This is a genomic window from Devosia sp. BK, assembly GCF_032907385.1.
GTDB lineage: Bacteria > Pseudomonadota > Alphaproteobacteria > Rhizobiales > Devosiaceae > Devosia.
This window is the reverse complement of record NZ_JAIMBX010000001.1, coordinates 1,275,341-1,297,241: the sequence shown is the minus strand read 5'-3', so window position 1 is coordinate 1,297,241 and position 21,901 is coordinate 1,275,341. Positions and strand designations below refer to the sequence as shown.

The following is a 21,901-nucleotide window of genomic DNA, read 5'->3' as shown; positions in this document are numbered from 1 at the left end:
AAACGGAATAAGGCGCGGCCGGAGCCGCGCCGAAAGTCATGACGTAACGCTGGTGTTACTTATTGACGAAGACCTTGTCGAGGAGGCCGCCATCGGCGAAATGCTCGCTCGCCACCTTATCCCAACCGCCGAACGCGTCTTCGACAGTCACGAGCCGAACTTCAGGGAAAGTCGAGGCATGGGCTGCGGCCACAGTCTCGTCCTGCGGCCGATGAAAATTGGCCGCCGCGACTTCCTGGCCTTCAGGCGTGAAGAGGAAATCGAGATAGGCCTTGGCCAGATCACGGCTGCCGCGGGCATCGACGACCTTATCGACGATTGCGACGGGAAATTCCGAGAGGAAGCTGACCGAGGGCACCACGGCTTCATACTTGTCGGCGCCAAGCTGCTTCACCACACCAAGCGTTTCGGCTTCGAAGGTCACGAGCACATCGCCAAGCTGACGTTCGGTGAAAGCGGTGGTCGCCGCGCGGCCGCCTGTTTCAAAGACGGGGACATTGGCGAAAAGCTTGGTGAGAAATTCCTCGATCTTGGCTTCGTCGCCCGCATATTCCTCGGTCGCCCAAGCGCGGGCGGCAAGATAGGTGTAGCGGCCGTTACCCGAGGTTTTAGGGTTCGGGAAAATCACCTGCACGCCTTCGGCGGCGAGATCGCCCCAATCCTTGATGCCCTTGGGGTTTCCGGCCCGCACGAGGAAAGAGGGGAAGGAATAGAAGGGGGCAGCATTGTTGGGGAATTCGCTCGCCCAATCGTCGCTCACATAACCGCCTTCAACCAGCTTTTGAATGTCTGTCACCTGATTGAAGGTGGCGACATCAGCCTGCAGCCCTTCGAGAATAGCGCGGGCTTGGGCCGATGAACCAGCATGCGACTGGTTGACGGTAACGGTTGCACCGGTCGCGGCATAAGCAGCGTTCTCGGCTTCGAACAGTTCGCGCGCAATGTCGTAGGAGGCATTGAGAATATCGGTAGGCTGCGCCAGTACGGGCGAGCTGGCGAGCACTAGGGCCGCAACGGCAGAAGCGAGAAGCTTGTTCATTTGAGACGCTGTTCCATCAAGCAGATCAATTGACCCGTTAGATGCGGTGGCCGCTCATGCGTCGTAAAGCGCTAAATACCTGTATCGGATGAGTAATTTACCCCACCCTCCACCAGCGGAAAGCCGTTCTTTTCACGCCGCAGTGAACGCGAAATTGTTTCGATCGCCTTGAGGTTGTCCTTTGCGGCTTGAGAAGCCAAAGTAGGCCAAAAGTGGAGGAAATATCCTTGAAGCGATTGCACACGACCCTCGGCGCGCTTGAGCGCAGCCAGTTGGGGCTGATCCTGCCCCACGAGCATGTCTTCGTCGATCTTCGCACCCCGGACCAGCCGGGATATGCCGAGGCCGAAGCCGCAGACGTCATTGCCCTGATGGCGCCCCAGATCGAAGCGGCCAAGGCGCGCGGCGTCACCGCGATCGTCGAATGCACCACCGGCGGGGTAGGGCGACGCGCCGATATCGATCTGGCCGTCTCAAAAGCCACCGGCATGCCCATCGTCGTGCCCACCGGCAATTATCGTGAGCCGTGGATTCCTGCGTGGGTCGCTGCGGCCAGTCAGGATGAACTGGAAGCCTGGATGTATGCCGAACTGACAGACGGCATCGAGGACACTGGCGTCATCGCCGCCTGGATCAAGATCAGTGCTGGCGACGACGGCATCACGCCGCTCGAAGAGCGCATCCTCCGCGCCGCCGCTCGTGCCGCGAAACGAACGGGCGCCATCATCGGCTCGCACACGATCAAAGGTCGGGTAGTGATGGATCAGCTCGACATCATCGAAGCAGAAGGTGGCTCGCTCGAGCGCTTCATCTCCATCCACACCCAGGCCGAGCCCGATTTCGAGCTCCATAAGGCCGTGGCGGCCCGAGGCGCCTGGATCGAATATGACAATATTGGCCACGGTAATGATGACGAAATCCTGCCGCTAATCCTGAAGGCGCTGGAGGCTGGCCTCGGCCCGCAACTGCTCCTCAGCCACGACCTCGGCTGGTACGATCCCGCTCAGCCCGGCGGTGGCGTCCCGCGGCCCTATACGCATCTATCCGAATGGCTGCTGCCCGCGCTGCGCGATGCAGGTATCGACGAAGCGACGATCACTCAGCTCACCCACGACAACCCGTTCAACGCTTACGCGCGCTGAAACCCACAAACAAAAATCCCCGCCGAAGCGGGGATTTTCTTATTTTTCTACCGGTTCGGCGAAAAGATCGTATTCGTCATTATCGGTCACCGTGACCGAAACGATATCCCCGATCTTGATGCCGTCAGCCTTGCTGACGATCACTTGGCCGTCGATCTCCGGTGCATCCCACTTGGAACGAGCGATCACGCGGTTCTCTTCCGGGCGCACATCGTCGACGATCACGTCGATGGTCCGGCCGACCTTTTGGCTCAGGCGGTGGAAAGACACGTCCTGCGCCACTTCCATGAGCTGGGCAAAGCGCTCTTCCTTGACTTCGTCCGGCACGATGCCGTCGAGTTCGTTGGCCGGAGCGCCGGTAACGGGCTCATACTTGAAGCAGCCCGCGCGATCGATCTCGGCCTCTTCCAGCCAATCGAGCAGGAATTCGAAATCAGCATCTGTTTCGCCGGGATAGCCGACGATGAAATTGGAGCGGATGGCCAGGTCAGGGCAGATATCGCGCCACTTCTTGATCCGGTCGAGCGTCTTTTCCTGGTTCGCCGGGCGCCGCATGGATTTGAGCACATTCGGCGACGCATGCTGGAACGGAATATCGAGATAGGGCAGCACCAGACCCTCCGCCATCAGTTCGATGACCTGATCGACGTGGGGGTAGGGGTATACATAGTGAAGGCGCGTCCAGGCGCCCAACTGCCCGAGTTCCTTGGCGAGATCGTAGAACTTCGCCTTGACGTCGCGGCCGCGATATTTGGATTCGGCATATTTGATATCGACGCCGTAGGCGCTGGTATCCTGCGAGATCACCAGCAGTTCCTTGACGCCGGAACGGATCAGGCCCTCGGCCTCGCCCAGAATGCCGGCAGCCGGGCGCGAAACCAGATCGCCGCGGATCTGCGGAATGATGCAGAACGAGCAGCGATTGTTGCAGCCTTCGGAAATTTTTAAATAGGCATAGTGCCGCGGCGTCAGCTTCAGCCCGCTTTCCGGCACGAGATCGACGAACCGGTTCGGAACGGGCGGCAGGTGGTCGTGCACCGCCGAAACGACGCTCTCATATTGATGCGGTCCGGTAATCGCCAAGACGCTCGGATGCGTTTCGCGGATCAGGCCCTCTTCAACGCCAAGACAACCCGTAACGATCACGCGACCGTTTTCGTTGAGCGCTTCGCCGATCGCCTCGAGGCTTTCCTGCTTGGCGCTGTCGAGGAACCCGCAAGTGTTGACGAGCACGATGTCGGCGCCGGCATAGTCGCGGCTAAACGAATAGCCTTGCGCGCGCAGCGTCGTCATGATGCGCTCGCTATCCACGAGCGCCTTGGGGCAGCCGAGGCTGACTAAACCGATTTTGGGCGCCTGATTCATGCGCGTGCAGCAATCCGGTAAATGAAAGGATGGCGCGTAATACCGAAACTTGGACGGTTACGCAATGTTACTGCCCCCCAATATGGGGTCATCAGCCTTTCTCGCAGCGGTGGACACAGCATCTTGAAACTGTGGAGTGAACAGTGCGTTCGCGTCTGTTCGCCTTTCTGCAACCCTTAACGTGCGTTAGGCATCTCGTTCTCGCGCCAGCCCTGGCGCAGCTATCGGGAGTTTTTTAATGTTCGATCGTCTCTCCGCCTATGCGCCGCAGGCCCTCGCCGTGCTGCGCATCATTACGGCGCTGCTTTTCCTGGCTCACGGCACGCAGAAGCTCATCGGCTTTCCCGCCACCGACATGTCTCCGCCCGCATTCTCGATCTTCTGGTTCGCAGGCGTCATCGAGATCGTCACCGGCATTTTGATCGCCATTGGCTTCTTCACCCGCCCGGCCGCTTTCCTCGCCTCCGGCACGATGGCCGTCGCCTATTTCATGGTTCACGCACCGTCGAATTTCTTCCCCGCAAACAATGGCGGCGACGCTGCGATCCTGTTCTGCTTCGTCTTCCTCTATCTGGTCTTCGCCGGCCCAGGCGCCTGGAGCGTCAACAAGAAGTAATTGGTTCGATCCAATGAAGAAGGCTGCCGGGAGCGATCCACGGCGGCCTTTTTGTTTGGTCTTCAGGTAATCGGCGATTGCGGTGGTGTGCGCTTGGCGGTTCGCCTGGGCTTGAAGGGCTCGCCTGCAGTGGTCGACGGCTCGCGCCTGATCTCATCGACCACGCTTGGCGGCGCGTCCGTCGCCGGCGTGATGTAGTCGTCCGCATCGTTATAATCGGTTTCTTCACCGTGTTCGGCCAGGTCGCGAATGGCGTCGCGCACCTCATCAAGCAGCGATGCCGAATAACGCGGGCGCGTCACCGTGCCGCCAGTCGCCTCATGGCTCTTGAACCCAACCAGCAGCGCCTCGCAGCCGATCCGCAGCCCAACGAATGCTGCAAGGCCAAACACCACGATTTCGAGAATGCCCCAGAGGCCATTCCCAAAACCGGTGCCGAAGCGGAAGAAGAAGTGGTTGATGGCCCAAAGGAGGATCGAGGCCAGCCCGAGCGCATAGAGGATCGGCACAAGCTTGGGTGAAAGGATCGCGTCAAGCCGGAACAGCGTCTGGCGGGTAAAGAGGCGTTTCAGGTCGTCCGTGGTCATGCCGGGCTCCTCGATTCGGGATTTCTCCCAAGGTTAGTGCGTCTTGAAAGAAAATGGATCACCCGATTTTGGGCGGTGTTCAGGCCGAAAGGGCAGGGGCCAACACAGGCGCCCCATGCACGGTTCGCCCAAAGATGGTCTCGAACTTTGCGCGCAAAACCGAATCGACCTCGGCCAGCGACGCCAATTGCCCCAGATCTTCAAAGCTTGTCACGCCCTGGTCAGTGATTCCGCACGGCACGATGCCGCTATAGTGGCCAAGGTCCGGCGAGACGTTGAGCGAAATGCCGTGAAAGGTCACCCATTTACGAACCCGCACACCGATCGCCGCAATCTTATCTTCCCGGCCCAAACCGCGATCGGGCCTTTGCACCCACACCCCGATTCGACCCTCGCGCCGCTCGCCGTGAATGTTGTGCGCCTCGAGTGTATCGATCACCCACTGTTCCAGCCCCTTGACGAGGCAGCGCACATCGCGCCCGCGCCGCGTCAGATCGAGCATTACATAGGCCACGCGCTGTCCCGGTCCGTGGTAGGTATATTGCCCGCCGCGCCCGGCCGCAAAAACGGGGAATCGCGCATCGATTAGGTCCTCGGCCTGAGCCGATGTTCCGCCCGTGTAAAGCGGTGGATGTTCCAACAGCCAGATCGCCTCAGGCGCTTCGCCAGCAGCGATCGCCGCTGCCCGCGCTTCCATGGCCGCGAGGGTTTCTTCGTAGTCCATCAAGCCATCGAATTGCGTCCATTCGACCGCCTGATCGTCTTCCCGATGCAATTTCGAACGAATTTGGCACGCCTCATCGGCGCTCGTTAAGACTTCCATAACCAAGCCTGAGCAATCCTTAACGCATCAAGTCCGCCGGCATCCTGCGCAGCGGTCCTTCTTCAGAATGTTATCTATGAACACCCTGGACAATATTGAAGTCGATATCACCGTTGAGCTCGGCGCAACGCTTATGCCGATCCATCATTTGCTGCGCATGGGCCGCGGCGCGGTGATCGAGCTCGAACAGTCCGAAAACGACCCGCTCTCCATCTATGCCAACCATACGCTCATCGCCCGCGGTGAAGTCAATGTCGAGGACGGGCAGCTTCGCGTGCTCGTCACGGAGAAGGTCTACAAGCAGGGCTGATTGCCGATCTTCCACAGGCTTGAAAGAAATCTCCATTTAGGTGCTTGAGGTTCGCCAAGTCCTTTGCTACATCCCCACTCGCTCAAGGCGCTTCGGCACCGAGAGCTTCTACCACAGATGTGCGGTCGTGGCGGAATTGGTAGACGCGCAGCGTTGAGGTCGCTGTGCCGCAAGGCGTGGAAGTTCGAGTCTTCTCGACCGCACCATTCACCCCTCGGGGATGAAACAAAAAGCTGCCTGCGGGCGGCTTTTTTGTTTTTGGGTCTAGGTATCGTTGCCGATACGGATCTTTGGCGTCTTGAAGCCCATTGCGATCCAGGCGCCAAGCAGCTTTCTATAGAATCGCAGGGTTTGCGCCGTTCCCGCCGGGACATCGTCTGCCAAAGCAATGCCGTCGGTTTTGTCACTCGTCATTGTCCGCAGTTCAGGCTTGGGACGCGTTTCCGCAGGCCACAGGCTCGAATAAAGACTCAGCCAATGGCCGCTCTGAAATTCTAGAAAGATTGGGCTATTGCAACAGCGGCTGATCACGCGTCGCGTGGGCGCATCAGGCCCAAGCCGGAAAACCTCCAGCAAGTCCTGACCGCGGAGAAACGCGACCTTATCCTTGCGATAGAGCACGAACTGCGTTCCGCCATTGTCCTCGAGCATCGGTCGCGCCAGCGGCAGGGGCTGCAGCCGTCCCGCAGCCTCCCGGCAACTGTTGCAGTGGCATTCCGTCGAGATGAAGGGCGCGCCATCAAGTTCGAGGGCGACTTGTTCGCAACTGCACGTCACAACACTCTTGGCCAAACTTCTATCCCTTCAGATTATCTTTGGCATTTTCGTCTGCCCGGAACCGCCAGGCATCTTCCAGCCGCAGCCCCAATTCTTCATCCTCAATGGCGTCGAGCCGAATGAGGACGGTATCGTAGCCGACATAGTGATCGGTCTCGAAATAGATGTCAGGCGAGATTTCCATCAGCAGCACCTTCTGGTCGAGCGGACACTGCATAACCAGTGTCGTCGCGTCGAGTAGACGCACGAATGTTCGGTCCGAAACTTTCAGGGCAGGGGTGCCATAGCTGGTCGTCCGCTCGAACCCCTGCAGCCCGCGGGCCTTCGCCACGGTCTCGATTCGGTCGAAGTGTGGGTCGAGATCTATGCCGTCTGACATGCCTGCCTCCTCACATGCATGGGTCGGATGCGAAATTGTCACCAAACTTTGCGGCCCTAGTCTGGCGCCTTCTCGTTCGATTGGCTACTGCTTGCCTTGCCCTGAAACACCCATCCGACGAAGGGGCTCCCAATGAGCAGCGACTTCGAGACAGACCTCGGCCCCACGCCCGAGATGGACACCAGCGCGTTTCGCGACGCTGAAGATCGCATCACGCCGCATTGGCTTGAGCGTCTCCGCGCGTTTCTCGCTGCCAAGCGATCTGAAGACGTCGCCCTCGTCATGGCGCCGCTGCACACATCCGACGTCGGCGACGTCCTCGAAGCGCTCGATCACGATGAGCGCGTGGCGCTCGTCCAGCTGCTCGGCGATCAGTTCGACTATTCCGCGCTCACCGAAGTCGACGAGAGCATCCGCCTCGAAGTCATGGAGGCGATCCCCAACTCTGAAATCGCGAGGGGTGTCGCCAATCTCGACAGCGACGACGCGGTGGCGATTCTGGAGGACCTCGACGAGGCCGATCAGAACGAAATTCTCTCGGCCCTGCCGACGTTCGAGCGCCTGAGCCTCAAGCGCAGCCTCGATTTTCCCGAAGACTCCGCCGGCCGGCGGATGCAGACCGAGTTCATCGCCATCCCGCCCTTCTGGACGGTCGGTCAGATGATCGACTATCTCCGCGCCGATCGCGATCTGCCGGACGAATTCTACCAGATCTATGTGGTGGATGCGGCCTATAAGGTCCTCGGCACCCTGCCGCTCGATCGAGTCCTGCGCTCGAAACGCGCGACGCAGATCGAATCGATCATGAACACAACCCTGGTCCTCGTCGATGCCGCCGATGATCAGGAAGAAGCGGCGCGCACCTTCGAACGTTATGACTTGGTCGAAGTCGGCGTGGTCGACGAAAACCGCCGTCTCGTCGGCGTTCTCACCATCGACGACATGGTCGACGTCATCACCGAGGAGGCCGACGAAGACATCAAGCTTCTGGCCGGTGTCGGCGACGAAGACCTTTCCGATACGACGGTGGACACCGTCCGCAGCCGTGCCCCCTGGCTCGCAATCAATCTCGTCACCGCCGTTCTCGTCTCGCTGGTCATCGGCCTTTTTAACGGCACGATCGAGCACATGGTGGAATTGGCCATCCTCATGCCCATCGTCGCCTCCATGGGCGGCAATGCCGGCGCACAAACCATGACGGTCACCGTGCGCGCCCTCGCCATGCGCGAACTGGCAGGCGGCCGTCTGCGCCGACTCATCCGCCGCGAAATGGTCGTCGGATTTTTCAACGGCGTCATTTTCGCGATCATGATCGGGATCGTCACTTGGATCCGCTTTGGCAACGAGCAACTGGGTGCCGTCATCGCCGCCGCCATGGTCATCAACATGATCGTCGCGGGTACGGCAGGCATTTTAATTCCGCTGGCGCTCGAACGTCTCAAGGCCGATCCCGCTATCGCCTCCGCCGTTTTCGTCACGACAATCACCGATGTCGTTGGTTTTTTCGCCTTTTTGGGAATTGCCGGGCTCTGGTTTGGCCTCTTCTGAGCGTCTTACCGACCTGCGGACTGTTGCAGATAGATCACTTGCAAAGGTTTATGCTCACGGTTAACGCTCTATGACTGGTCGTTTGGTCGAGATCAAATGGCTGGATTTGGAGGTCTGACAAGGAGCGGCGCATGCGCAGTCAACCGAAGACCCTGGCTTGGAATTCCGTAAGCTGGGCTCTGGTATGCCTCCTGTCTATGGGGCTCATTATCTCTGTGGTGGCCGGCGTCTGACGTGGAGGAGGAACGCGTCCCCGATCTCGGATCGGTGACAGGTTCCAGCGCTGGAAATCACCACTGAAAAGCTTTAGGGAAGGGCGCCTTGCCAGAGGCGCCCTTTCTCTTTCCCAGAGGTCCGTCATGAAGCTGCTCGTCGGAAATCGCAATTACTCCACCTGGTCGCTCCGGCCATGGCTCGTGCTGCGCCATTTCGATTTGCCCTTCGAGGACGAGGTCCTGATGCTCTCGGGCCCCCGCTGGCGCGAAACGTTGGCCGAGCGCTCGCCGACCGGCAAGGTACCAGTGCTGATCGACGGCGATCTGGCCGTGCCGGAAACTCTCGCCATCATCGAATATCTGGCGGACGCTTTCCCCGAAAAGGCGATCTGGCCTGCCGATCGGCGCGACCGGGCTCTCGCCCGCGCCGCCGCGTCAGAAATGCATGCGGGATTCTCACAACTCCGCACCTATGCGCCGATGAACCTCCGCGCCTCGCACCCAGGCAAAGTCGATCTCGATTCGGTGCGCAAGGATCTCCATCGCGTCGAACAACTGTGGGGCGATCTCCTCGGCCGCTCCGGCGGCCCCTTCCTTTTCGGCGAGTTCACGGCGGCAGACGCCATGTTTGCGCCGCTCGCAACGCGCCTCCGCACTTACGATCTGCCGGCGTCCGACACAGCCGCAAAATATGTCGAAGCCATCTATGCCCTCCCGGCCTTCCAGGAATGGCGCGCACTGGCGCTCAAGGAGCCGTGGATTGTCGACGATGATGAGATCGACGTGATCCAGGGCCGCGTCGCGCCCGGAACGCTTGCATGATCCATATGGTCAAGCTCTGCGTGGGCATTTCCAGCTTCGAGGAGCTGGAAAGCTACCGCGACGAACGCGCCCATTGGTGGGGCGCCGATTACGGCGAGGATGTCCACGTCCACCGCACCCGCATGATGCCCAAGCGCGCCGCAGAATTGGAAGGCAAGGGCTCGATCTATTGGGTCATTGCCGGCGCCATCGTCTGTCGTCAGGTCATCGAGCGCCTCGCGCCCTATACCGATCCCGAGGGGAAGGACTACTGCGACATTATCATGTCGCCCAACCTCATCCGAACCATTCCCTACCCGAAGCGGCCGTTCCAAGGCTGGCGCTATCTCGAATCCAAGGATGCGCCACCCGACATGGCCGGCAATGACGATGAGAACTCGTCCGAGATTGCTGCAGAATTGGCACGCCTCGGGCTTTTGTGAACAGCTCCGGCCGCGCGTTAATCGTTTAAATATTGTTAATCTTACGCCCTCTTGTGCATAAGGCCCGAAGCGGTGAGACTCCGCGCAGTGATTTGGGGGCAAGATGGTTCGGCAAGCGGCGCATGTCATCGTCGTTGGCAATGAAAAGGGCGGGTCGGGTAAGTCCACCACTGCCTTTCATCTCGCCATCTATCTACTCTACCAGGGCTACAAAGTCGCCTCGATCGACGTCGATAGCCGCCAGCAGACGCTGACCCATTACGTCCGCAATCGCCGCGATTGGGCCCGCCAGCGCGGCCTCAGCCTGCCGCACACCACGCACTTCCATCTGCCTCTGGCCCGCGGCGATTCCCTCAAGGAAAACAACCGCGTCGAATTCGACCTCTTCCGTCAGGCTATTGCCGAGGTTGAGCAATCGACCGAATTCATCGTCATCGATACGCCGGGCTTTGATACCAATCTGACGCGTCTCGCGCATTCGCTAGCCGATACGCTGATCACCCCGGTCAACGATAGCCTGATCGATCTCAACGTCATGGCCCATGTTGACCCGGTCACTGGTGAGCCGCGCGAGTTGAGCCATTATGCCCGTCTCGTCCAGCGCGCCCGCTCCGAACGCCTCGCCATCGACGGACGCACCATCGATTGGGTCCTGGTCCGCAATCGCATTTCCATGCTGTCTTCGCGCAACATGCGCCAAGTTCAGACCATGCTTGATCGCATCGCCATGCGCTTGGGCTGCCGCGTGTCCGACGGCATCGCCGAGCGCGTAATCTTCCGCTCGCTCTTTCCGACTGGCATGACCGTGTTTGATCCGTTGGATGAGGAACTGCTGGGCGGCGTGCCATCCATGTCGCACACCAGCGCGCGTCAGGAATATCGCCAGCTCGTCACCGCGCTAAACCTGCCCTTCAGTCGCCGTGCCGAAGCGCGCCGCGAAGTGCTCGAAGCGGCTCCGCGCGAAGGCGAAGCCAACCGCTTCGCCCATATGGCGCCAAGCGATCCCTAAAAACAGTGAAGGGGGCTTACTGCCCCCGGGAGTAGGCGATCTTGCGCGGCTCGCTAGCAGCGACTGTCATCTGGCGCTGGTCATAGATATCCCGCGCCTCGACGATTGAGACATGATGCTCTGCCGACCAGTCCCACAGGGCATTGATCGGCCCCTGCAGCGTCTTGCCCATTTCCGTGAGCGTATATTCCACGCGTGGCGGCACCTCGGGATAGATCATGCGGCTCACAAGCCCATCGCGCTCAAGGTTTCGCAGGGTCAGCGTCAGCATGCGCTGCGAAACGCCATTGATCATGCGCTTGAGCTCATTGAACCGCAGGGTGCCGTTCCGGCTCAGCATACCAACGACCATGACGCTCCATTTGTCGCCGATCCGGCTCAGAACATCGGACATGGCCGAGCAATTGGCATGCTTGGATGTGTCTGTCAGGGACATGGTGCGCCTCGCGTCAATCTGGATACTCAGGCACAAATATAGTCACAGTTACTAGTTGTGACTAGCCCTCAAACCTTTGCGTGATGCTCGGCGCCGTACAGCCCGAGATAAAAGTCGAGATCATTGTTGCGAAGGCCAAGGCTCTCAAACACCGCTCCCATGAAACTGACGGGTGCCGTCCCGGGGGCCGTCACAATTTTCCCCGCGAGAACCGCTTGTGGCTGATCGCGATATCGAGCCACGCCCTTGTATCCCGTGTCGGGCAGGCTCTCCGGTCCATTGGCGGTGTGATCGATATCGTCCAGAAGGCCAGCTCGCGCCAAGGCGATGACACCATCGCAGATCCCGCCTACTGTTTTCCCCGCCGCCGCCGCGCTTTTCAGCACCACATTCACATCGGGCGCCGCCGGCGTGCTCCAGATCGACCCGCCATTGACCAGCACGGCATCCACCGTCGAAACGTCGATATCAGCCACTGCAAGCTGCGGCATAACGCGGAGCCCGCCCGACGACACGACTTCTTCGCCATCTGGTGAAGCAAAGAGTGTCTGGATGCCATAGTAGCTGCGCGCTGCAGCATTGAGCAGGGCGGTTTCCCAGTCGGCATAGTTGGGGGTCAGAATGGTCACGATAGTCGTCATGGCGAAAATCCTCAAAACTGTTGCCCAAAAGCTTTGCCCGGCGCGCGACAGATGGCGTCAGTAGCCAGTTCACATGGACGTCAAACTTTGCCCCATTTCTTGAGGCCAAGAGGCGTCGCTGATAAAGACGACCCAATTCCTGAAGATTGCCATGAGATTCCCCGTGCTGTTGTTGCGCCGTTTTGCCATTGCCCTCGCCCTGAGCTTGCTGAGCCTAGTGCCCGCATTGGCAAATCCGATGCTCCTTGTCGATCGTGACAATCTGAACGTGCTCTATGCCGAGCAAGCGGGTCAGCCATGGCATCCCGCTTCCCTCACCAAGCTGATGACAGCCTATGTGGCTTTCGAGGAGATCGCCAAGGGCACCGTCACGCTCGATACGCCGGTGACACTGTCAAAATACGCCCTGACCATGGCCCCGAGCCGTTCGGGTCTCAAGGTCGGCACCTCGGTGTCGCTCGAAGACGCGCTTTATATACTGATCGTCAAGTCGGCCAACGACATGGCTGTGGCCATCGCCGAAACTATCGGCGGAAACGAAGCCAATTTCGTCGCCAAGATGAACGACGTCGCGCGCCGCATGGGCCTGACAGCCACTCATTATGAAAACCCGCACGGTCTTCATGACCCGCTCCAGGTCACCAGCGCCCGCGATTTGGCGGTGCTCGCGCTCTACATCGAGCAGAGCTTTCCCCAATACATGCCCATGTTCCACACCAGCGTCGTGCGGATCGGCAATCTCAAGCTCGAATCCCAGAACAATCTGCTGACCACCTTCTCTGGCGCCATCGGCATGAAGACCGGCTTTGTCTGCGCATCCGGCCTCAACCTCGTGGCCGATGTCGATCGCAATGGTCGCCGCCTGCTCGCCGTCGTTCTCGGCGGCTCGTCGGGTCGCGATCGCAATGAGCGCGCCGCCGAACTCCTGCTCAAGGGCCTGTCCGGCTCTGCCACGCCAACCGGCCAGACCATTCTCAATGTGAGCAATGCCGTTGGCGCCGCGCCCGTCGATATGCGTGCCAATATTTGCGGCAAGGATGCTGCCACCTATGTCAAAGCGCAGGAAGCCGCATTCCCCATGGGCATGAAGGGCCAGCCGAGCTATCTCACCGACCAGATTGCCGCCGTCGAACACGTCGCGACCGATCTTGGCCGTATGCGCACCGACATTGCCCTGCCGCGCCCGCGTCCTGCGCACGTTCCGGCGTTCCCGAGCGCAGCTCTGGTCTCAGACACCACGACGTCAGCGTCGGCGCTCGACGCTAACCTGCGCCCAGGCCTCGAACTCGCCGGCAGCCCAGGCGTGCCCTATCCGCGCCCACGCCCCGCTTCGCGCTAGGCTTTAGTAATCTCGAACCGCAGCACGTCGCGATCCCTGTGCAATAGGCATGTATGGCCGCGCTGGCGGCAATAGAGCGGAATATCGATCTCCGCCATCGGGTCGGTCGCAAGTACCGTCAGAGCCGCGCCGCTCGCCAGGCTCTCGATACGCTTTTCGAGTTTCAAGACGGGCAGGGGGCATCTCAGCCCCCTGGCATCGATCAAGGCGTCTTCAGTTCGCAATCAGCAGAACCCAATGCACGCCATAACTTGAGGCGGCGCTGTAGGCGACGCCAATGCCCGCCTTGCTACCGCGCGCTGCAAGACCAGCGGCATCGGCGGGGCTATTGCGCCAGCCCGAGAACGTATTGGCAAAGGTCGAATAGCCGGCGCTGAGCTTCATCACCGACATGCCCTGCGGCGTGGCCGGAGCCGTATTGGTCTGAGCATATTGATTGGCAAGCGCCTGGGCGGTGCCATCGAGGCTGGCATCGGCCACGAGCGCCGGGGCTCCAACAGTCGCGCGATAGGAATTGATCAAGGCGATAGCCTGGGCCTTGTCGAGCCGCGCGCCGGGCTGGTCCATGCTGGCCGTCAGGCCTGCCGAGAGGCCAGCAGGCGAGCTGGCGCCGCCGCCCATGCCCATCATCGAACAACCGGCAATGGCCATCGTCGCGGCAACGGCGGATCCAAGGGCGAGGAGGCGGATAGGGGTGATCTTCATGAGTATCCTTTGAAAGGCTAGGGCGCCGTTTGCGGCCAAAGTCTCACGGCAAGCCTGATGCGAGGTTAACCGAAGGCTGCCGGGATTGCCGCAATTGAGCCTCCCCACTAAGGTCGCCTTGCCCTCATGGGGCAAGTTTGCGGCAGGGTCGGGGCAATGCCCTTCCTCCGCCGAAGGAGGAGGAAATAGGTGTCCGCACCAGTTCATGACATTATCGATCCGCGCTTCAGCGATCTCATCATCGGCAGCGCCCAGCTCGAGCGCCTCTATTCCGGCTGCCGTTGGGCCGAAGGCCCCGTTTGGTTCAGGGATGGCGACTATCTCATCTGGAGCGACATCCCCAATCGGCGAATGATGCGCTACCTGCCTGATGGCACTGTCGGGGTGTACCGCGCAGATTCCAATTATTCCAACGGCAATACTCGTGACCGCCAGGGCCGCCTTGTCTCCTGCGAGCATGGCCTCCGCCGCGTCACCTGCACCGAATACGATGGCACCATCACCGTCCTTGCCGATCGCTTCGAGGGCAAGCGCCTCAATTCTCCCAACGATGTCGTCGTCCATTCCGATGGCAGCGTCTGGTTCACCGACCCGACCTACGGCATTCTCACCGATTACGAAGGGTTTCGCGCCGAACCCGAACAGGCAACCCACAATGTATACCGCCTGGACCCATCAACCGGCGAGCTGACCGCAGTCGCGACCGACTTCCTGCAGCCCAACGGCCTCGCCTTTTCCCCCGACGAAAAGCGCCTCTACGTCGCCGATTCTGGTTCGAGCCATAAGCCCGGCGCCCCGCGCCATATCCGCGCCTTCGATGTCACAAACGGCACGCTCAGCAACGGACGCGAATTCTGCAATCTCGAATTCGGCGTCCCCGACGGCATGCGCGTGGATACCCAGGGCAATGTCTGGACCAGCGGTGGTCCTGCCGTCCATTGCTATGCACCCGATGGAACTCTACTCGGGCGCCTCAATATTCCAGAGGGCGTCGCCAATCTCACCTTTGGTGGACCAAGGGGCAATCGCCTCTTCATCACCGCCACGACGTCGCTCTACGCCATCTATCTCGGCATCAGCGGCATTCAACCCCACTGAAAAAGCTCGGGGAGCGGTGTTGCCACCACTCCCCGCTCATCCTGTCCCGGATAAGAATTCTTAGTGCAAGCCGTTCACCGGCGCCTCGCTCTCGTCAGCATCGTCGTCAAGGATTTCATCCTCTTCGTCGTCGTCGAGAGCTGCAGCTTCCAGATCCTCTTCCGATTCTCCAGACAGTTCGGTCAAAGCGTCAACATCGTCCGGCGAAAGCACGTGGGAGTGATCGGCGGGATCATCGAGCAGCACATTGTCCATGCTGGCATTGTCTTCAGCGGTTTCATTGTCGGCGCTCAATTCCTCGATGGCGCGATCGATTTCATCGAGCATCGCCGCCGGGTCCTGATCGCCCCAATCGCCGCTTTCCCGGATCGTCGCGTCGTCACGCAGATCGCGCAGGCGGGCCAATCGGTCCTCGACCGACAGATCGCCGCCATAAAGCAGGTCTTCGATTTCGCTCTGGCTATAGGGCTGCGCGATATTGGTCTGGTCGGGAATATCGTAATTGGTGTCGTTCGGGCTCAGAATGCCGCTATTGTGGTTCGGTGCCATTGCTCGTCTCCCGTGAAAGGTTCGATGCGATGCTAACGCCACCGAGCGCACCCGGTTCGACGGGCCCTGCAATTCGTGATCACCAGAGATGCCGGCAATTTGCGTCGCTTGGGTCTAGGCTCTCCGGTGCGAGCATGATAAACCGCTCGACAAATCGTTCCTGTTGAGCGGAATCGTCTCGTGGCCAAGTCTGATACCAAGAAGTTCCTCACTGAAATCTTCGCCTGGTGGAGCGGCCAGACGTGGGGAACCCGACTCTGGATCAAGCGCTTTGGCAATTTCGTCGGCACCGACGAATTCGGCAACCGCTATTATCAGGACAAGAAGGCAAACCGCCGCTACGTCACCTATGCCGGTTATGCCGATGCCTCCGCCATCCCGCCCGGCTGGCACGGCTGGATGCATCACCGCACCGACGTCGTGCCCGCAAGCGCCGACTACAAGCCGCGTGAATGGGAAAAGCCACATCAGGCCAATCTCACCGGCACGGCCGAAGCCTACCGCCCAGATGGTAGCTTGCTTAACAAGGGCGAACGACCGCGCGTCACTGGCGATTATCAAGCCTGGTCGCCCGAATAAGGCGCCCATGCGCCTGTCCCATCTTTTTCGTAGTCTGATTGCCGTGGCTCTTGCCGCGGCAATTGGTGTTACACCGGTTGTCGCCCAGCCGCTGGCCAATCCAGTCGCGACCTTGGCCGGTCTCGATAAAATCACTGGCCGCATTACGCGCTTCGACGTCTATATCGGCGAAACGGTGCTTTTCGGTGCGCTCGAAATCACTCCGCGCGCCTGCTATGACCGCCCGGCCAATGACACGCTGCAGCGCACCTCCGCTTTCCTCGAGGTCGACCAGCGCTCGCTCGACGGCACGGCCAAACGCATCTTTACCGGCTGGATGTTTGCCGATAGCCCCGCGCTCAATGCCGTGGACCATCCCGTCTACGACGTCTGGCTCATCGAGTGCAAAACCGGCACCAACGTCCCGCCGCCCGACCAGCGATAATTTTATTTCGCTAGCGTGTTTAAGCACGGCGATGCCATTCGTCGTCGTGCTGAAGCATGCTGCGGAGGGAAACGATGCTGCTCAGGGGAAAGACCGCCATTGTCTATGGCGGCAGCGGCGCGGTGGGTGGAGCCGTCGCCAAGGCATTTGTGCGCGAGGGCGCCACAGTCCATCTGGTCGCCCGCAATCGAGATCGGCTTGAAACAGCAGCCGAAGCACTGCGCGCCAGCGGCGGCCAAGTCTATATCGACACGGCCGATGCCTTCGATCGTTCTTCGGTAGAGGCCCAACTCAAAAATGCCGAGGCCATCAGCGGCCCGATCAATATCGTCTTCAGCGCCATCGATTGGGGCGACGCTCAAGGCACCAATCTGACCGACATCGATTTTGACCGCTTCATCATGCCGGTCGAGCGTGGCCTAAAATCCTGGCTCAATATCGGCGCCGTCGTGGCGCGTCACATGAGCGAAAATGGCGGTGGCGTCATTCTCGGGATCACCGCCAATGCAGGACGCGAGGCTTATAACCAGATGGGCGGCTTTGGCATAGCCTGCGCCGCGGTCGAACATTATCTCCGCCATCTTGCCGTCGAGAATGGTCCCAAGGGCGTGCGCTGTTGTTGGGTGCGGTCGCCCGGCTCGCCCGATACGCCCGGCATTCGCGAAGCCTGGACCATCCACGCCAATGAGCGCGGCATGACCTTCGACGAAATCCACGCCGAATTTGCGAAAGACACGCCGCTGCGCCGAATGGCGTCCCTTGCCCAAGTCGCCGATGCAGCCGTGCTGCTCGCCAGCGATCTGGCTTCCAGCATGATCGCCACGATGGCCAATGCCACGGGCGGCGGCCAGGTCGATTGATCACACCAGAGGAGGACGAACTATGCTGACCCTGCCCAAAAATGAAGTGCGCAAGCCGCAGGCCTATATCTATGTGCCGTTCACCGTAACCATGAGCCAGATGCAGAAACCGGCCCAAGAAGGCTTTCCGCAGCTCTTCAACTATATCGGTAAGCATGGCCTGACCCCGGTCAGCCCTGCTTTCTACAATTATCGCCGCATCGATATGGCGTCGACGCTCGATGTGGAAGCGGGCATTGCCGTCGAATCGGCTGGCCCTGACGAGGGCAATGTGCGCAACGGCACACTGCCCGGCGGCAATTTCCTCGGTCTGAGCTGGGTCGGCCATCCGGACAAGCTCGAAACGGTCACCGGCATGCTCATCGGCTGGGCGCGCCTCACCCAGCAGGATTTCGATATGGAAGAACGTCCCGACGGTGACCACTTCGCCTGCCGGCTCGAAATCTACGAGAGCGACCCGGAAGAAGTGCCTGACATGGAAGAATGGGTGACCAACCTGTCCTTCAAACTGAAGGACTGATCCTCAAAAAAGCTCGTCGAGCGCGCAGTAAAACCTGTAGCGCTCGGCGTCGAATTGCACCCCATAGGCGTCGAGAAAGGCATGGACCATATCCATGCCGCCATTGAATTCGAGGCTCCAGCAGGCCAGCGCCAGATCCTGCCAACGATCCGCCACCCCGAGCCGCGCACAATCGACGATGCCGCTGAACCGTCCTTCATGGGCGAGGAAATTCGGCAAGGACGCATCACCATGCGTCACGACCCGGTCGGTCTCCGCTGGCCGGTTCGCCTGCAGCCAGTCATAGACCTGCCGCGCCGTCCAACTTTCATGCCGATCATCGAAATCAGTCTCGTCCACCCGCCCCGCCAGCATGTTGGCCTCGCCATCACGGAGCCGCTGATCGATCGAATGTTCGAAGAGGCATTGCGCTGGATCAAGCGCATGCAGCCGCTTCAATCCGTCTGCAAGCACTTGAATCAAAACCTGAGGTTGATCCACCAGGTGCGTTAAATCCCTGCCTTTTACCTCGGTCATTAAGAGCCAGTTGAAGGCGTCCGCCGTTACCTCGTCGACGATGCGCGGCGCCGGAAAACCCATCTCAGCCAGATAGTCGAGCCGCAGCAGTTCCTGGCTGAGTTCGCTGAGTTCATGCGCCGGCTCCGCCTTGAGGAAAAGCGCCGTCTCGCCCATCGGAATTCGCCACACCGACGCGCCGGATTTGCCGATCGTCACCGTTTGCCAGTCTCGCCCAGCCAGCGAGTTAAATTGCAGCGGCAGCCTCTCACGCGGATCCATCAAGCGCTCCCCAGTTGCCTTCGGATGAGAGCGCCAGCGCTAGCCGGTCCTCATACTCCGCCCGCGAAATCTCGATTCCCCCCAGCGAGGCCAAATGCGGCGTGATGAACTGCGTATCGAGCAGTTCGAAGCCGCCCGCGTTCAGCCGCTCGACAAGATGCGTCATCGCCATCTTGCTCGCATCGGTCCGGCGGTGGAACATTGATTCGCCAAAGAATGCCGCGCCGATCGCGAGCCCATAAAGGCCGCCGACCAGTTCCTCGCCGTCCCAGACCTCGACCGTATGCGCCACTCCGCGCCGAAACAGTTCGCCATAAACCGCGCGGATTGTCCCGTTGATCCAGGTTGTCGAGCGATCCTCCCCCTCCGTCGCGCAGCCCTCGATAATGCCTTCCCAGTCGGTATCGACGCGAATATCCCACCTCGATTGCCGCATGGCCTTCCGCAGGCTCTTGGAGGCATGAAAGCCATCGAGCGGCATGATCCCGCGCCATTCCGGACTAACCCAGAAGACATCCTCGTCGGCCGCATCTTCCGACATCGGAAATATGCCGGCGCTGTAGGCGCGGACGATCAGCTCCGGCGTCACCTCGATATCGAATGGGTCAACCTTGCGCGCCAAATTCGCCTCCCCACACCAAGTGGTCGTCTTCTGGCTTCGCGCCCAATAGCCGCCACTGCTCGCCGGAATGATCCGCGCGAGGCCAAACCGTGAGCTTGAAAGCACCTATCTCGATCTCGATGACGCCATGGGTCATGACGACACTATCGACAACCATCCCCTCGACCGGCGCCAGAGCGCCCGGTACCAAGGCGCCTTCGAAGTCAGCAATCACTTGCCCGGCCTGCTCGACTTGCCAGCAACATTGTACATGCAGCGCATGCGAGCCGACAAAGATTGTCGCACCCTTGCGCGGCCCATAACCGATGATTTTGGAGTGCAGCGGCCCGAAATCGAACATGGCCATATCGGCGGCAAAAGCCACGCGATTGAAAGTGAGGCCCGCAAGCGCCTCGATGGCGGGTGCGGGCCCCATGTGTCGTCAGACCTTGTTTTCGGCCAGGAATTTCTCGAGCCAGTGGATGTCATAGTTGCCGGCGATGATGTCCGGTTGCTTGATCAGCCTCTGGAAGAGGGGCAGGGTGGTCTTGACCCCATCCACCACGAATTCGTCGATCGCCCGGCTCAGCCGCTTGAGGCATTCCTCGCGCGTCCGGCCATAAACGATCAGTTTGCCGATCAGCGAGTCGTAATAGGGCGGGATCTTGTAGCCCTGATAGACAGCCGAATCGACGCGTACACCGACGCCACCCGCTGGGTGATAGAAGGTGATCGTGCCCGGTGATGGCGCAAAGGTCTGCGGATCTTCCGCATTGATGCGCACTTCGATGGCATGGCCATAAAAGCTCACCTGATCCTGCGTCATCGACAGCGCTTCGCCCGATGCGACACGGATCTGCTCATAGACGATGTCGATGCCGGTGATGCGCTCCGTTACGGGATGCTCCACCTGCAGGCGCGTGTTCATTTCGATAAAATAGAACTCGCCGTTTTCGTAGAGGAACTCGATCGTGCCGGCGCCAGAATATTTGAGCTTCCGCATGGCAGCCGCACAGACTTCGCCGATCTGGTCGCGCTCTGCCGCAGCGATCGTCGGGCCGCCGGCTTCTTCCCAGACTTTCTGGTGACGACGCTGCAGCGAGCAGTCGCGCACACCAAGATGCACGGCGTTGCCCTGGCCGTCGCCAAGCACCTGTACTTCGATATGGCGCGGCTTGCCGAGATATTTTTCCATATAAACGGAATCGTTGCCGAAAGCCGCCTTGGCTTCCGAACGCGCGGTCGACCAGGCGACAAGCACATCCGCCTCGGTCTGCGCCACCTTCATGCCGCGACCACCGCCACCGGCAGTTGCCTTGATCAAGACGGGATAGCCGATTTCCTTGGCCGTGGAGAGCGCGTCGGCTTCGGTTTCAACTGCACCAGCCGAACCGGGAACCACGGGAATGCCAAGCTCCACAGCGGTTTTCTTCGCCGTGATCTTGTCGCCCATGATTTCGATATGGTGCGCCGATGGACCGATGAAGGTCACATTGTGCTCGCCGAGAATCTTGGCGAAGCGGGCGTTTTCCGAAAGAAAACCATAGCCGGGATGGACGGCATCCGCGCCCGTGATCTCGCATGCGGCGAGGATCGACGGGATATTGAGATAGCTGTCCTTGGCTGCGTTCGGGCCAATGCAGACGCTCTCGTCGGCGAGGCGCACATGCATGGCATTGGCGTCTGCCGTCGAGTGCACCGCAACGGTCTGGATGCCCAGTTCCTTGCAGGCACGCAGGATGCGCAGGGCGATTTCGCCGCGATTGGCGATCAGGACTTTCTGAAACATCGAAAGGCCTCCTTACTCGATGACGACGAGCGGCTCGCCATATTCAACCGGCTGGGCATCGTCCACGAGAATGCGGATGACAGTGCCCGAGCGATGCGCCGGAATCTGGTTCATGGTCTTCATCGCTTCGATGATGAGAACCGTCTGGCCTTCAGATACCTTGGTGCCGACATCGACGAACATCGGCTTGCCCGGCTCTGGCGAACGGTAGGCAGTGCCAACCATGGGCGACGTCAGCGTGCCCGGGTTGGACGTCAGGTCTTCCTTGGTCGCTGCGGCGGCCGGAACAGCCGAAGCGCCGGCAGCGGCCTGGGCGGCGGGAGCAGGCGCAGCCGGCGGCGCGAAATATTGCGGGGCAGGCGCATAGGCCGGAGCTTCGACCGGGTAAGAGCGTGTCACGCGGACCCTGAAACCCTCTTCGTGCTCGATTTCGATCTCGGCAAGGTTTTCCTTGTTGAGAAGTTCGGCGATGGCGCGGATCAGGTCCTGATCCACCTGCGATGACTTGGTCATTCTTGTCGGTCTCCCG

Annotated in this window: 29 protein-coding genes and 1 tRNA gene; 14 read left to right on the top strand and 16 right to left on the bottom strand. The window is 60.2% G+C overall.

The window, feature by feature from the left end; all coding sequences use genetic code 11:
- Window positions 1-55: 55 nt before the first annotated feature.
- Window positions 56-1,039 carry a sulfate ABC transporter substrate-binding protein gene (locus tag DevBK_RS06340; protein ID WP_317184846.1) on the bottom strand — a complete coding sequence of 328 codons (984 nt, stop codon included), beginning with the start codon at window positions 1,037-1,039 and terminating at the stop codon, window positions 56-58.
- A gap of 227 nt (window positions 1,040-1,266) precedes the next feature.
- Here DevBK_RS06340 and DevBK_RS06335 point away from each other — a divergent pair, with 227 nt between their 5' ends.
- A complete protein-coding gene (locus DevBK_RS06335) occupies window positions 1,267-2,181 on the top strand; it encodes an esterase (RefSeq protein WP_317184845.1) in 915 nt (304 codons plus the stop codon).
- A gap of 39 nt (window positions 2,182-2,220) precedes the next feature.
- Here DevBK_RS06335 and rimO read toward each other — a convergent pair whose 3' ends face one another.
- On the bottom strand, window positions 2,221-3,546 hold the full coding sequence (rimO, locus tag DevBK_RS06330; protein WP_061906800.1) for a 30S ribosomal protein S12 methylthiotransferase RimO: 1,326 nt from the start codon (window positions 3,544-3,546) through the stop codon (window positions 2,221-2,223).
- A 238-nt stretch (window positions 3,547-3,784) separates the two neighbouring features.
- On the opposite strand from rimO, the gene DevBK_RS06325 reads away from it, so the two are divergent.
- Window positions 3,785-4,162: a DoxX family protein gene (locus DevBK_RS06325; protein WP_061906799.1), complete on the top strand. Its 378-nt coding sequence runs from the start codon at window positions 3,785-3,787 to the stop codon at window positions 4,160-4,162.
- Window positions 4,163-4,224: 62 nt separating this feature from the next.
- Here the strand turns inward: DevBK_RS06325 and DevBK_RS06320 are convergent, their stop codons facing one another.
- A complete protein-coding gene (locus DevBK_RS06320; RefSeq protein WP_317184844.1) occupies window positions 4,225-4,749 on the bottom strand; it encodes a DUF4282 domain-containing protein in 525 nt (174 codons plus the stop codon).
- A 79-nt stretch (window positions 4,750-4,828) separates the two neighbouring features.
- Window positions 4,829-5,572, bottom strand: coding sequence for a lipoyl(octanoyl) transferase LipB (gene lipB / locus DevBK_RS06315; RefSeq protein WP_317184843.1), 744 nt, complete (start codon window positions 5,570-5,572; stop codon window positions 4,829-4,831).
- Window positions 5,573-5,648: 76 nt separating this feature from the next.
- Between lipB and DevBK_RS06310 the strand changes: the two genes are divergently transcribed.
- Window positions 5,649-5,882 carry a FliM/FliN family flagellar motor switch protein gene (locus tag DevBK_RS06310; protein WP_061906796.1) on the top strand — a complete coding sequence of 78 codons (234 nt, stop codon included), beginning with the start codon at window positions 5,649-5,651 and terminating at the stop codon, window positions 5,880-5,882.
- Between the two features lie 121 nt (window positions 5,883-6,003).
- Window positions 6,004-6,088, top strand: a tRNA-Leu gene (locus DevBK_RS06305).
- A gap of 58 nt (window positions 6,089-6,146) precedes the next feature.
- On the opposite strand, the gene DevBK_RS06300 is transcribed toward DevBK_RS06305, so the two are convergent.
- Together DevBK_RS06300 and DevBK_RS06295 are read right to left on the bottom strand one after the other, a co-directional pair.
- The gene (locus DevBK_RS06300) at window positions 6,147-6,674 is read right to left on the bottom strand and encodes a hypothetical protein (RefSeq protein WP_317184842.1); all 528 of its coding nucleotides are present in this window, start codon (window positions 6,672-6,674) and stop codon (window positions 6,147-6,149) included.
- A 4-nt stretch (window positions 6,675-6,678) separates the two neighbouring features.
- Window positions 6,679-7,038 (bottom strand): hypothetical protein, encoded by a 360-nt coding sequence (locus DevBK_RS06295; RefSeq protein WP_317184841.1) that lies wholly within the window; start codon window positions 7,036-7,038, stop codon window positions 6,679-6,681.
- Between the two features lie 132 nt (window positions 7,039-7,170).
- Between DevBK_RS06295 and mgtE the strand changes: the two genes are divergently transcribed.
- The 4 genes from mgtE to DevBK_RS06275 all read left to right on the top strand — a co-directional run bounded on the left by mgtE (window position 7,171) and on the right by DevBK_RS06275 (window position 11,054).
- On the top strand, window positions 7,171-8,586 hold the full coding sequence (gene mgtE / locus DevBK_RS06290) for a magnesium transporter (protein ID WP_062631268.1): 1,416 nt from the start codon (window positions 7,171-7,173) through the stop codon (window positions 8,584-8,586).
- Window positions 8,587-8,945: 359 nt separating this feature from the next.
- Window positions 8,946-9,623, top strand: a complete 678-nt coding sequence (locus tag DevBK_RS06285) for a glutathione S-transferase family protein (RefSeq protein ID WP_317184840.1) — start codon at window positions 8,946-8,948, stop codon at window positions 9,621-9,623.
- A complete protein-coding gene (locus tag DevBK_RS06280; protein WP_317184839.1) occupies window positions 9,620-10,045 on the top strand; it encodes a DUF1489 domain-containing protein in 426 nt (141 codons plus the stop codon). The genes DevBK_RS06285 and DevBK_RS06280 overlap by 4 nt, the downstream gene beginning before the upstream one ends.
- A 103-nt stretch (window positions 10,046-10,148) precedes the next feature.
- Entirely contained in the window at window positions 10,149-11,054 is a 906-nt protein-coding gene (locus tag DevBK_RS06275; RefSeq protein WP_061906791.1) for a division plane positioning ATPase MipZ, read from the top strand.
- Between the two features lie 16 nt (window positions 11,055-11,070).
- Here the strand turns inward: DevBK_RS06275 and DevBK_RS06270 are convergent, their stop codons facing one another.
- Together DevBK_RS06270 and DevBK_RS06265 are read right to left on the bottom strand one after the other, a co-directional pair.
- Entirely contained in the window at window positions 11,071-11,490 is a 420-nt protein-coding gene (locus DevBK_RS06270) for a helix-turn-helix domain-containing protein (RefSeq protein ID WP_317184838.1), read from the bottom strand.
- 68 nt (window positions 11,491-11,558) lie between these two features.
- Complete coding sequence (locus DevBK_RS06265; protein ID WP_317184837.1) at window positions 11,559-12,131, bottom strand: DJ-1/PfpI family protein; 573 nt, start codon at window positions 12,129-12,131, stop codon at window positions 11,559-11,561.
- 151 nt (window positions 12,132-12,282) lie between these two features.
- On the opposite strand from DevBK_RS06265, the gene DevBK_RS06260 reads away from it, so the two are divergent.
- Window positions 12,283-13,470 carry a D-alanyl-D-alanine carboxypeptidase family protein gene (locus DevBK_RS06260; protein WP_317184836.1) on the top strand — a complete coding sequence of 396 codons (1,188 nt, stop codon included), beginning with the start codon at window positions 12,283-12,285 and terminating at the stop codon, window positions 13,468-13,470.
- On the opposite strand, the gene DevBK_RS06255 is transcribed toward DevBK_RS06260, so the two are convergent.
- Together DevBK_RS06255 and DevBK_RS06250 are read right to left on the bottom strand one after the other, a co-directional pair.
- Window positions 13,467-13,676, bottom strand: coding sequence for a sulfurtransferase TusA family protein (locus tag DevBK_RS06255; protein WP_317184835.1), 210 nt, complete (start codon window positions 13,674-13,676; stop codon window positions 13,467-13,469). The two genes, DevBK_RS06260 and DevBK_RS06255, sit on opposite strands and share 4 nt — an antisense overlap.
- A gap of 7 nt (window positions 13,677-13,683) precedes the next feature.
- Window positions 13,684-14,175: a CAP domain-containing protein gene (locus tag DevBK_RS06250; protein WP_062631273.1), complete on the bottom strand. Its 492-nt coding sequence runs from the start codon at window positions 14,173-14,175 to the stop codon at window positions 13,684-13,686.
- 189 nt (window positions 14,176-14,364) lie between these two features.
- On the opposite strand from DevBK_RS06250, the gene DevBK_RS06245 reads away from it, so the two are divergent.
- Complete coding sequence (locus DevBK_RS06245) at window positions 14,365-15,273, top strand: SMP-30/gluconolactonase/LRE family protein (protein ID WP_317184834.1); 909 nt, start codon at window positions 14,365-14,367, stop codon at window positions 15,271-15,273.
- Between the two features lie 60 nt (window positions 15,274-15,333).
- On the opposite strand, the gene DevBK_RS06240 is transcribed toward DevBK_RS06245, so the two are convergent.
- On the bottom strand, window positions 15,334-15,822 hold the full coding sequence (locus DevBK_RS06240; protein WP_317184833.1) for a hypothetical protein: 489 nt from the start codon (window positions 15,820-15,822) through the stop codon (window positions 15,334-15,336).
- 180 nt (window positions 15,823-16,002) lie between these two features.
- Here DevBK_RS06240 and DevBK_RS06235 point away from each other — a divergent pair, with 180 nt between their 5' ends.
- The 4 genes from DevBK_RS06235 (at window position 16,003) to DevBK_RS06220 (ending at window position 18,205) form a co-directional block, all read left to right on the top strand.
- Window positions 16,003-16,401, top strand: a complete 399-nt coding sequence (locus DevBK_RS06235; protein WP_061906783.1) for an NADH:ubiquinone oxidoreductase subunit NDUFA12 — start codon at window positions 16,003-16,005, stop codon at window positions 16,399-16,401.
- 7 nt (window positions 16,402-16,408) lie between these two features.
- The gene (locus DevBK_RS06230) at window positions 16,409-16,825 is read left to right on the top strand and encodes a DUF2155 domain-containing protein (RefSeq protein WP_061906782.1); all 417 of its coding nucleotides are present in this window, start codon (window positions 16,409-16,411) and stop codon (window positions 16,823-16,825) included.
- Between the two features lie 74 nt (window positions 16,826-16,899).
- A complete protein-coding gene (locus DevBK_RS06225) occupies window positions 16,900-17,685 on the top strand; it encodes an SDR family NAD(P)-dependent oxidoreductase (protein ID WP_317184832.1) in 786 nt (261 codons plus the stop codon).
- Window positions 17,686-17,707: 22 nt separating this feature from the next.
- Window positions 17,708-18,205: a GyrI-like domain-containing protein gene (locus DevBK_RS06220; RefSeq protein WP_062631278.1), complete on the top strand. Its 498-nt coding sequence runs from the start codon at window positions 17,708-17,710 to the stop codon at window positions 18,203-18,205.
- A gap of 3 nt (window positions 18,206-18,208) precedes the next feature.
- On the opposite strand, the gene DevBK_RS06215 is transcribed toward DevBK_RS06220, so the two are convergent.
- The 5 genes from DevBK_RS06215 to accB are packed head-to-tail and all read right to left on the bottom strand — an operon-like array spanning window position 18,209 to window position 21,885.
- Window positions 18,209-18,982: an APH(3') family aminoglycoside O-phosphotransferase gene (locus tag DevBK_RS06215; RefSeq protein ID WP_317184831.1), complete on the bottom strand. Its 774-nt coding sequence runs from the start codon at window positions 18,980-18,982 to the stop codon at window positions 18,209-18,211.
- Window positions 18,969-19,604 (bottom strand): leucyl/phenylalanyl-tRNA--protein transferase, encoded by a 636-nt coding sequence (aat, locus tag DevBK_RS06210; RefSeq protein WP_317184830.1) that lies wholly within the window; start codon window positions 19,602-19,604, stop codon window positions 18,969-18,971. Before aat ends, DevBK_RS06215 begins: the two co-directional genes overlap by 14 nt.
- On the bottom strand, window positions 19,588-20,019 hold the full coding sequence (locus DevBK_RS06205) for a hypothetical protein (RefSeq protein WP_061906778.1): 432 nt from the start codon (window positions 20,017-20,019) through the stop codon (window positions 19,588-19,590). Before DevBK_RS06205 ends, aat begins: the two co-directional genes overlap by 17 nt.
- A gap of 6 nt (window positions 20,020-20,025) precedes the next feature.
- The gene (gene accC / locus DevBK_RS06200; protein WP_317184829.1) at window positions 20,026-21,372 is read right to left on the bottom strand and encodes an acetyl-CoA carboxylase biotin carboxylase subunit; all 1,347 of its coding nucleotides are present in this window, start codon (window positions 21,370-21,372) and stop codon (window positions 20,026-20,028) included.
- A 12-nt stretch (window positions 21,373-21,384) separates the two neighbouring features.
- Entirely contained in the window at window positions 21,385-21,885 is a 501-nt protein-coding gene (gene accB / locus DevBK_RS06195) for an acetyl-CoA carboxylase biotin carboxyl carrier protein (protein WP_317184828.1), read from the bottom strand.
- Between the last annotated feature and the right edge of the window lie 16 nt (window positions 21,886-21,901).

Bases quoted from the DNA above. Each gene is read 5' to 3' on its own strand.
- DevBK_RS06265 (WP_317184837.1), bottom strand. From the start codon at position 12,131: ATGACGACTATCGTGACCATTCTGACCCCCAACTATGCCGACTGGGAA.
- DevBK_RS06280 (WP_317184839.1), top strand. From the start codon at position 9,620: ATGATCCATATGGTCAAGCTCTGCGTGGGCATTTCCAGCTTCGAGGAG.
- lipB (WP_317184843.1), bottom strand. From the start codon at position 5,572: ATGGAAGTCTTAACGAGCGCCGATGAGGCGTGCCAAATTCGTTCGAAA.
- DevBK_RS06295 (WP_317184841.1), bottom strand. From the start codon at position 7,038: ATGTCAGACGGCATAGATCTCGACCCACACTTCGACCGAATCGAGACC.
- DevBK_RS06220 (WP_062631278.1), top strand. From the start codon at position 17,708: ATGCTGACCCTGCCCAAAAATGAAGTGCGCAAGCCGCAGGCCTATATC.
- DevBK_RS06240 (WP_317184833.1), bottom strand. From the start codon at position 15,822: ATGGCACCGAACCACAATAGCGGCATTCTGAGCCCGAACGACACCAAT.
- DevBK_RS06225 (WP_317184832.1), top strand. From the start codon at position 16,900: ATGCTGCTCAGGGGAAAGACCGCCATTGTCTATGGCGGCAGCGGCGCG.
- DevBK_RS06205 (WP_061906778.1), bottom strand. From the start codon at position 20,019: ATGGGGCCCGCACCCGCCATCGAGGCGCTTGCGGGCCTCACTTTCAAT.
- DevBK_RS06250 (WP_062631273.1), bottom strand. From the start codon at position 14,175: ATGAAGATCACCCCTATCCGCCTCCTCGCCCTTGGATCCGCCGTTGCC.
- DevBK_RS06325 (WP_061906799.1), top strand. From the start codon at position 3,785: ATGTTCGATCGTCTCTCCGCCTATGCGCCGCAGGCCCTCGCCGTGCTG.
- DevBK_RS06230 (WP_061906782.1), top strand. From the start codon at position 16,409: ATGCGCCTGTCCCATCTTTTTCGTAGTCTGATTGCCGTGGCTCTTGCC.
- DevBK_RS06260 (WP_317184836.1), top strand. From the start codon at position 12,283: ATGAGATTCCCCGTGCTGTTGTTGCGCCGTTTTGCCATTGCCCTCGCC.
- rimO (WP_061906800.1), bottom strand. From the start codon at position 3,546: ATGAATCAGGCGCCCAAAATCGGTTTAGTCAGCCTCGGCTGCCCCAAG.
- DevBK_RS06285 (WP_317184840.1), top strand. From the start codon at position 8,946: ATGAAGCTGCTCGTCGGAAATCGCAATTACTCCACCTGGTCGCTCCGG.
- DevBK_RS06275 (WP_061906791.1), top strand. From the start codon at position 10,149: ATGGTTCGGCAAGCGGCGCATGTCATCGTCGTTGGCAATGAAAAGGGC.
- DevBK_RS06320 (WP_317184844.1), bottom strand. From the start codon at position 4,749: ATGACCACGGACGACCTGAAACGCCTCTTTACCCGCCAGACGCTGTTC.
- DevBK_RS06215 (WP_317184831.1), bottom strand. From the start codon at position 18,982: ATGGATCCGCGTGAGAGGCTGCCGCTGCAATTTAACTCGCTGGCTGGG.
- accC (WP_317184829.1), bottom strand. From the start codon at position 21,372: ATGTTTCAGAAAGTCCTGATCGCCAATCGCGGCGAAATCGCCCTGCGC.
- mgtE (WP_062631268.1), top strand. From the start codon at position 7,171: ATGAGCAGCGACTTCGAGACAGACCTCGGCCCCACGCCCGAGATGGAC.
- DevBK_RS06310 (WP_061906796.1), top strand. From the start codon at position 5,649: ATGAACACCCTGGACAATATTGAAGTCGATATCACCGTTGAGCTCGGC.
- accB (WP_317184828.1), bottom strand. From the start codon at position 21,885: ATGACCAAGTCATCGCAGGTGGATCAGGACCTGATCCGCGCCATCGCC.
- DevBK_RS06270 (WP_317184838.1), bottom strand. From the start codon at position 11,490: ATGTCCCTGACAGACACATCCAAGCATGCCAATTGCTCGGCCATGTCC.
- DevBK_RS06340 (WP_317184846.1), bottom strand. From the start codon at position 1,039: ATGAACAAGCTTCTCGCTTCTGCCGTTGCGGCCCTAGTGCTCGCCAGC.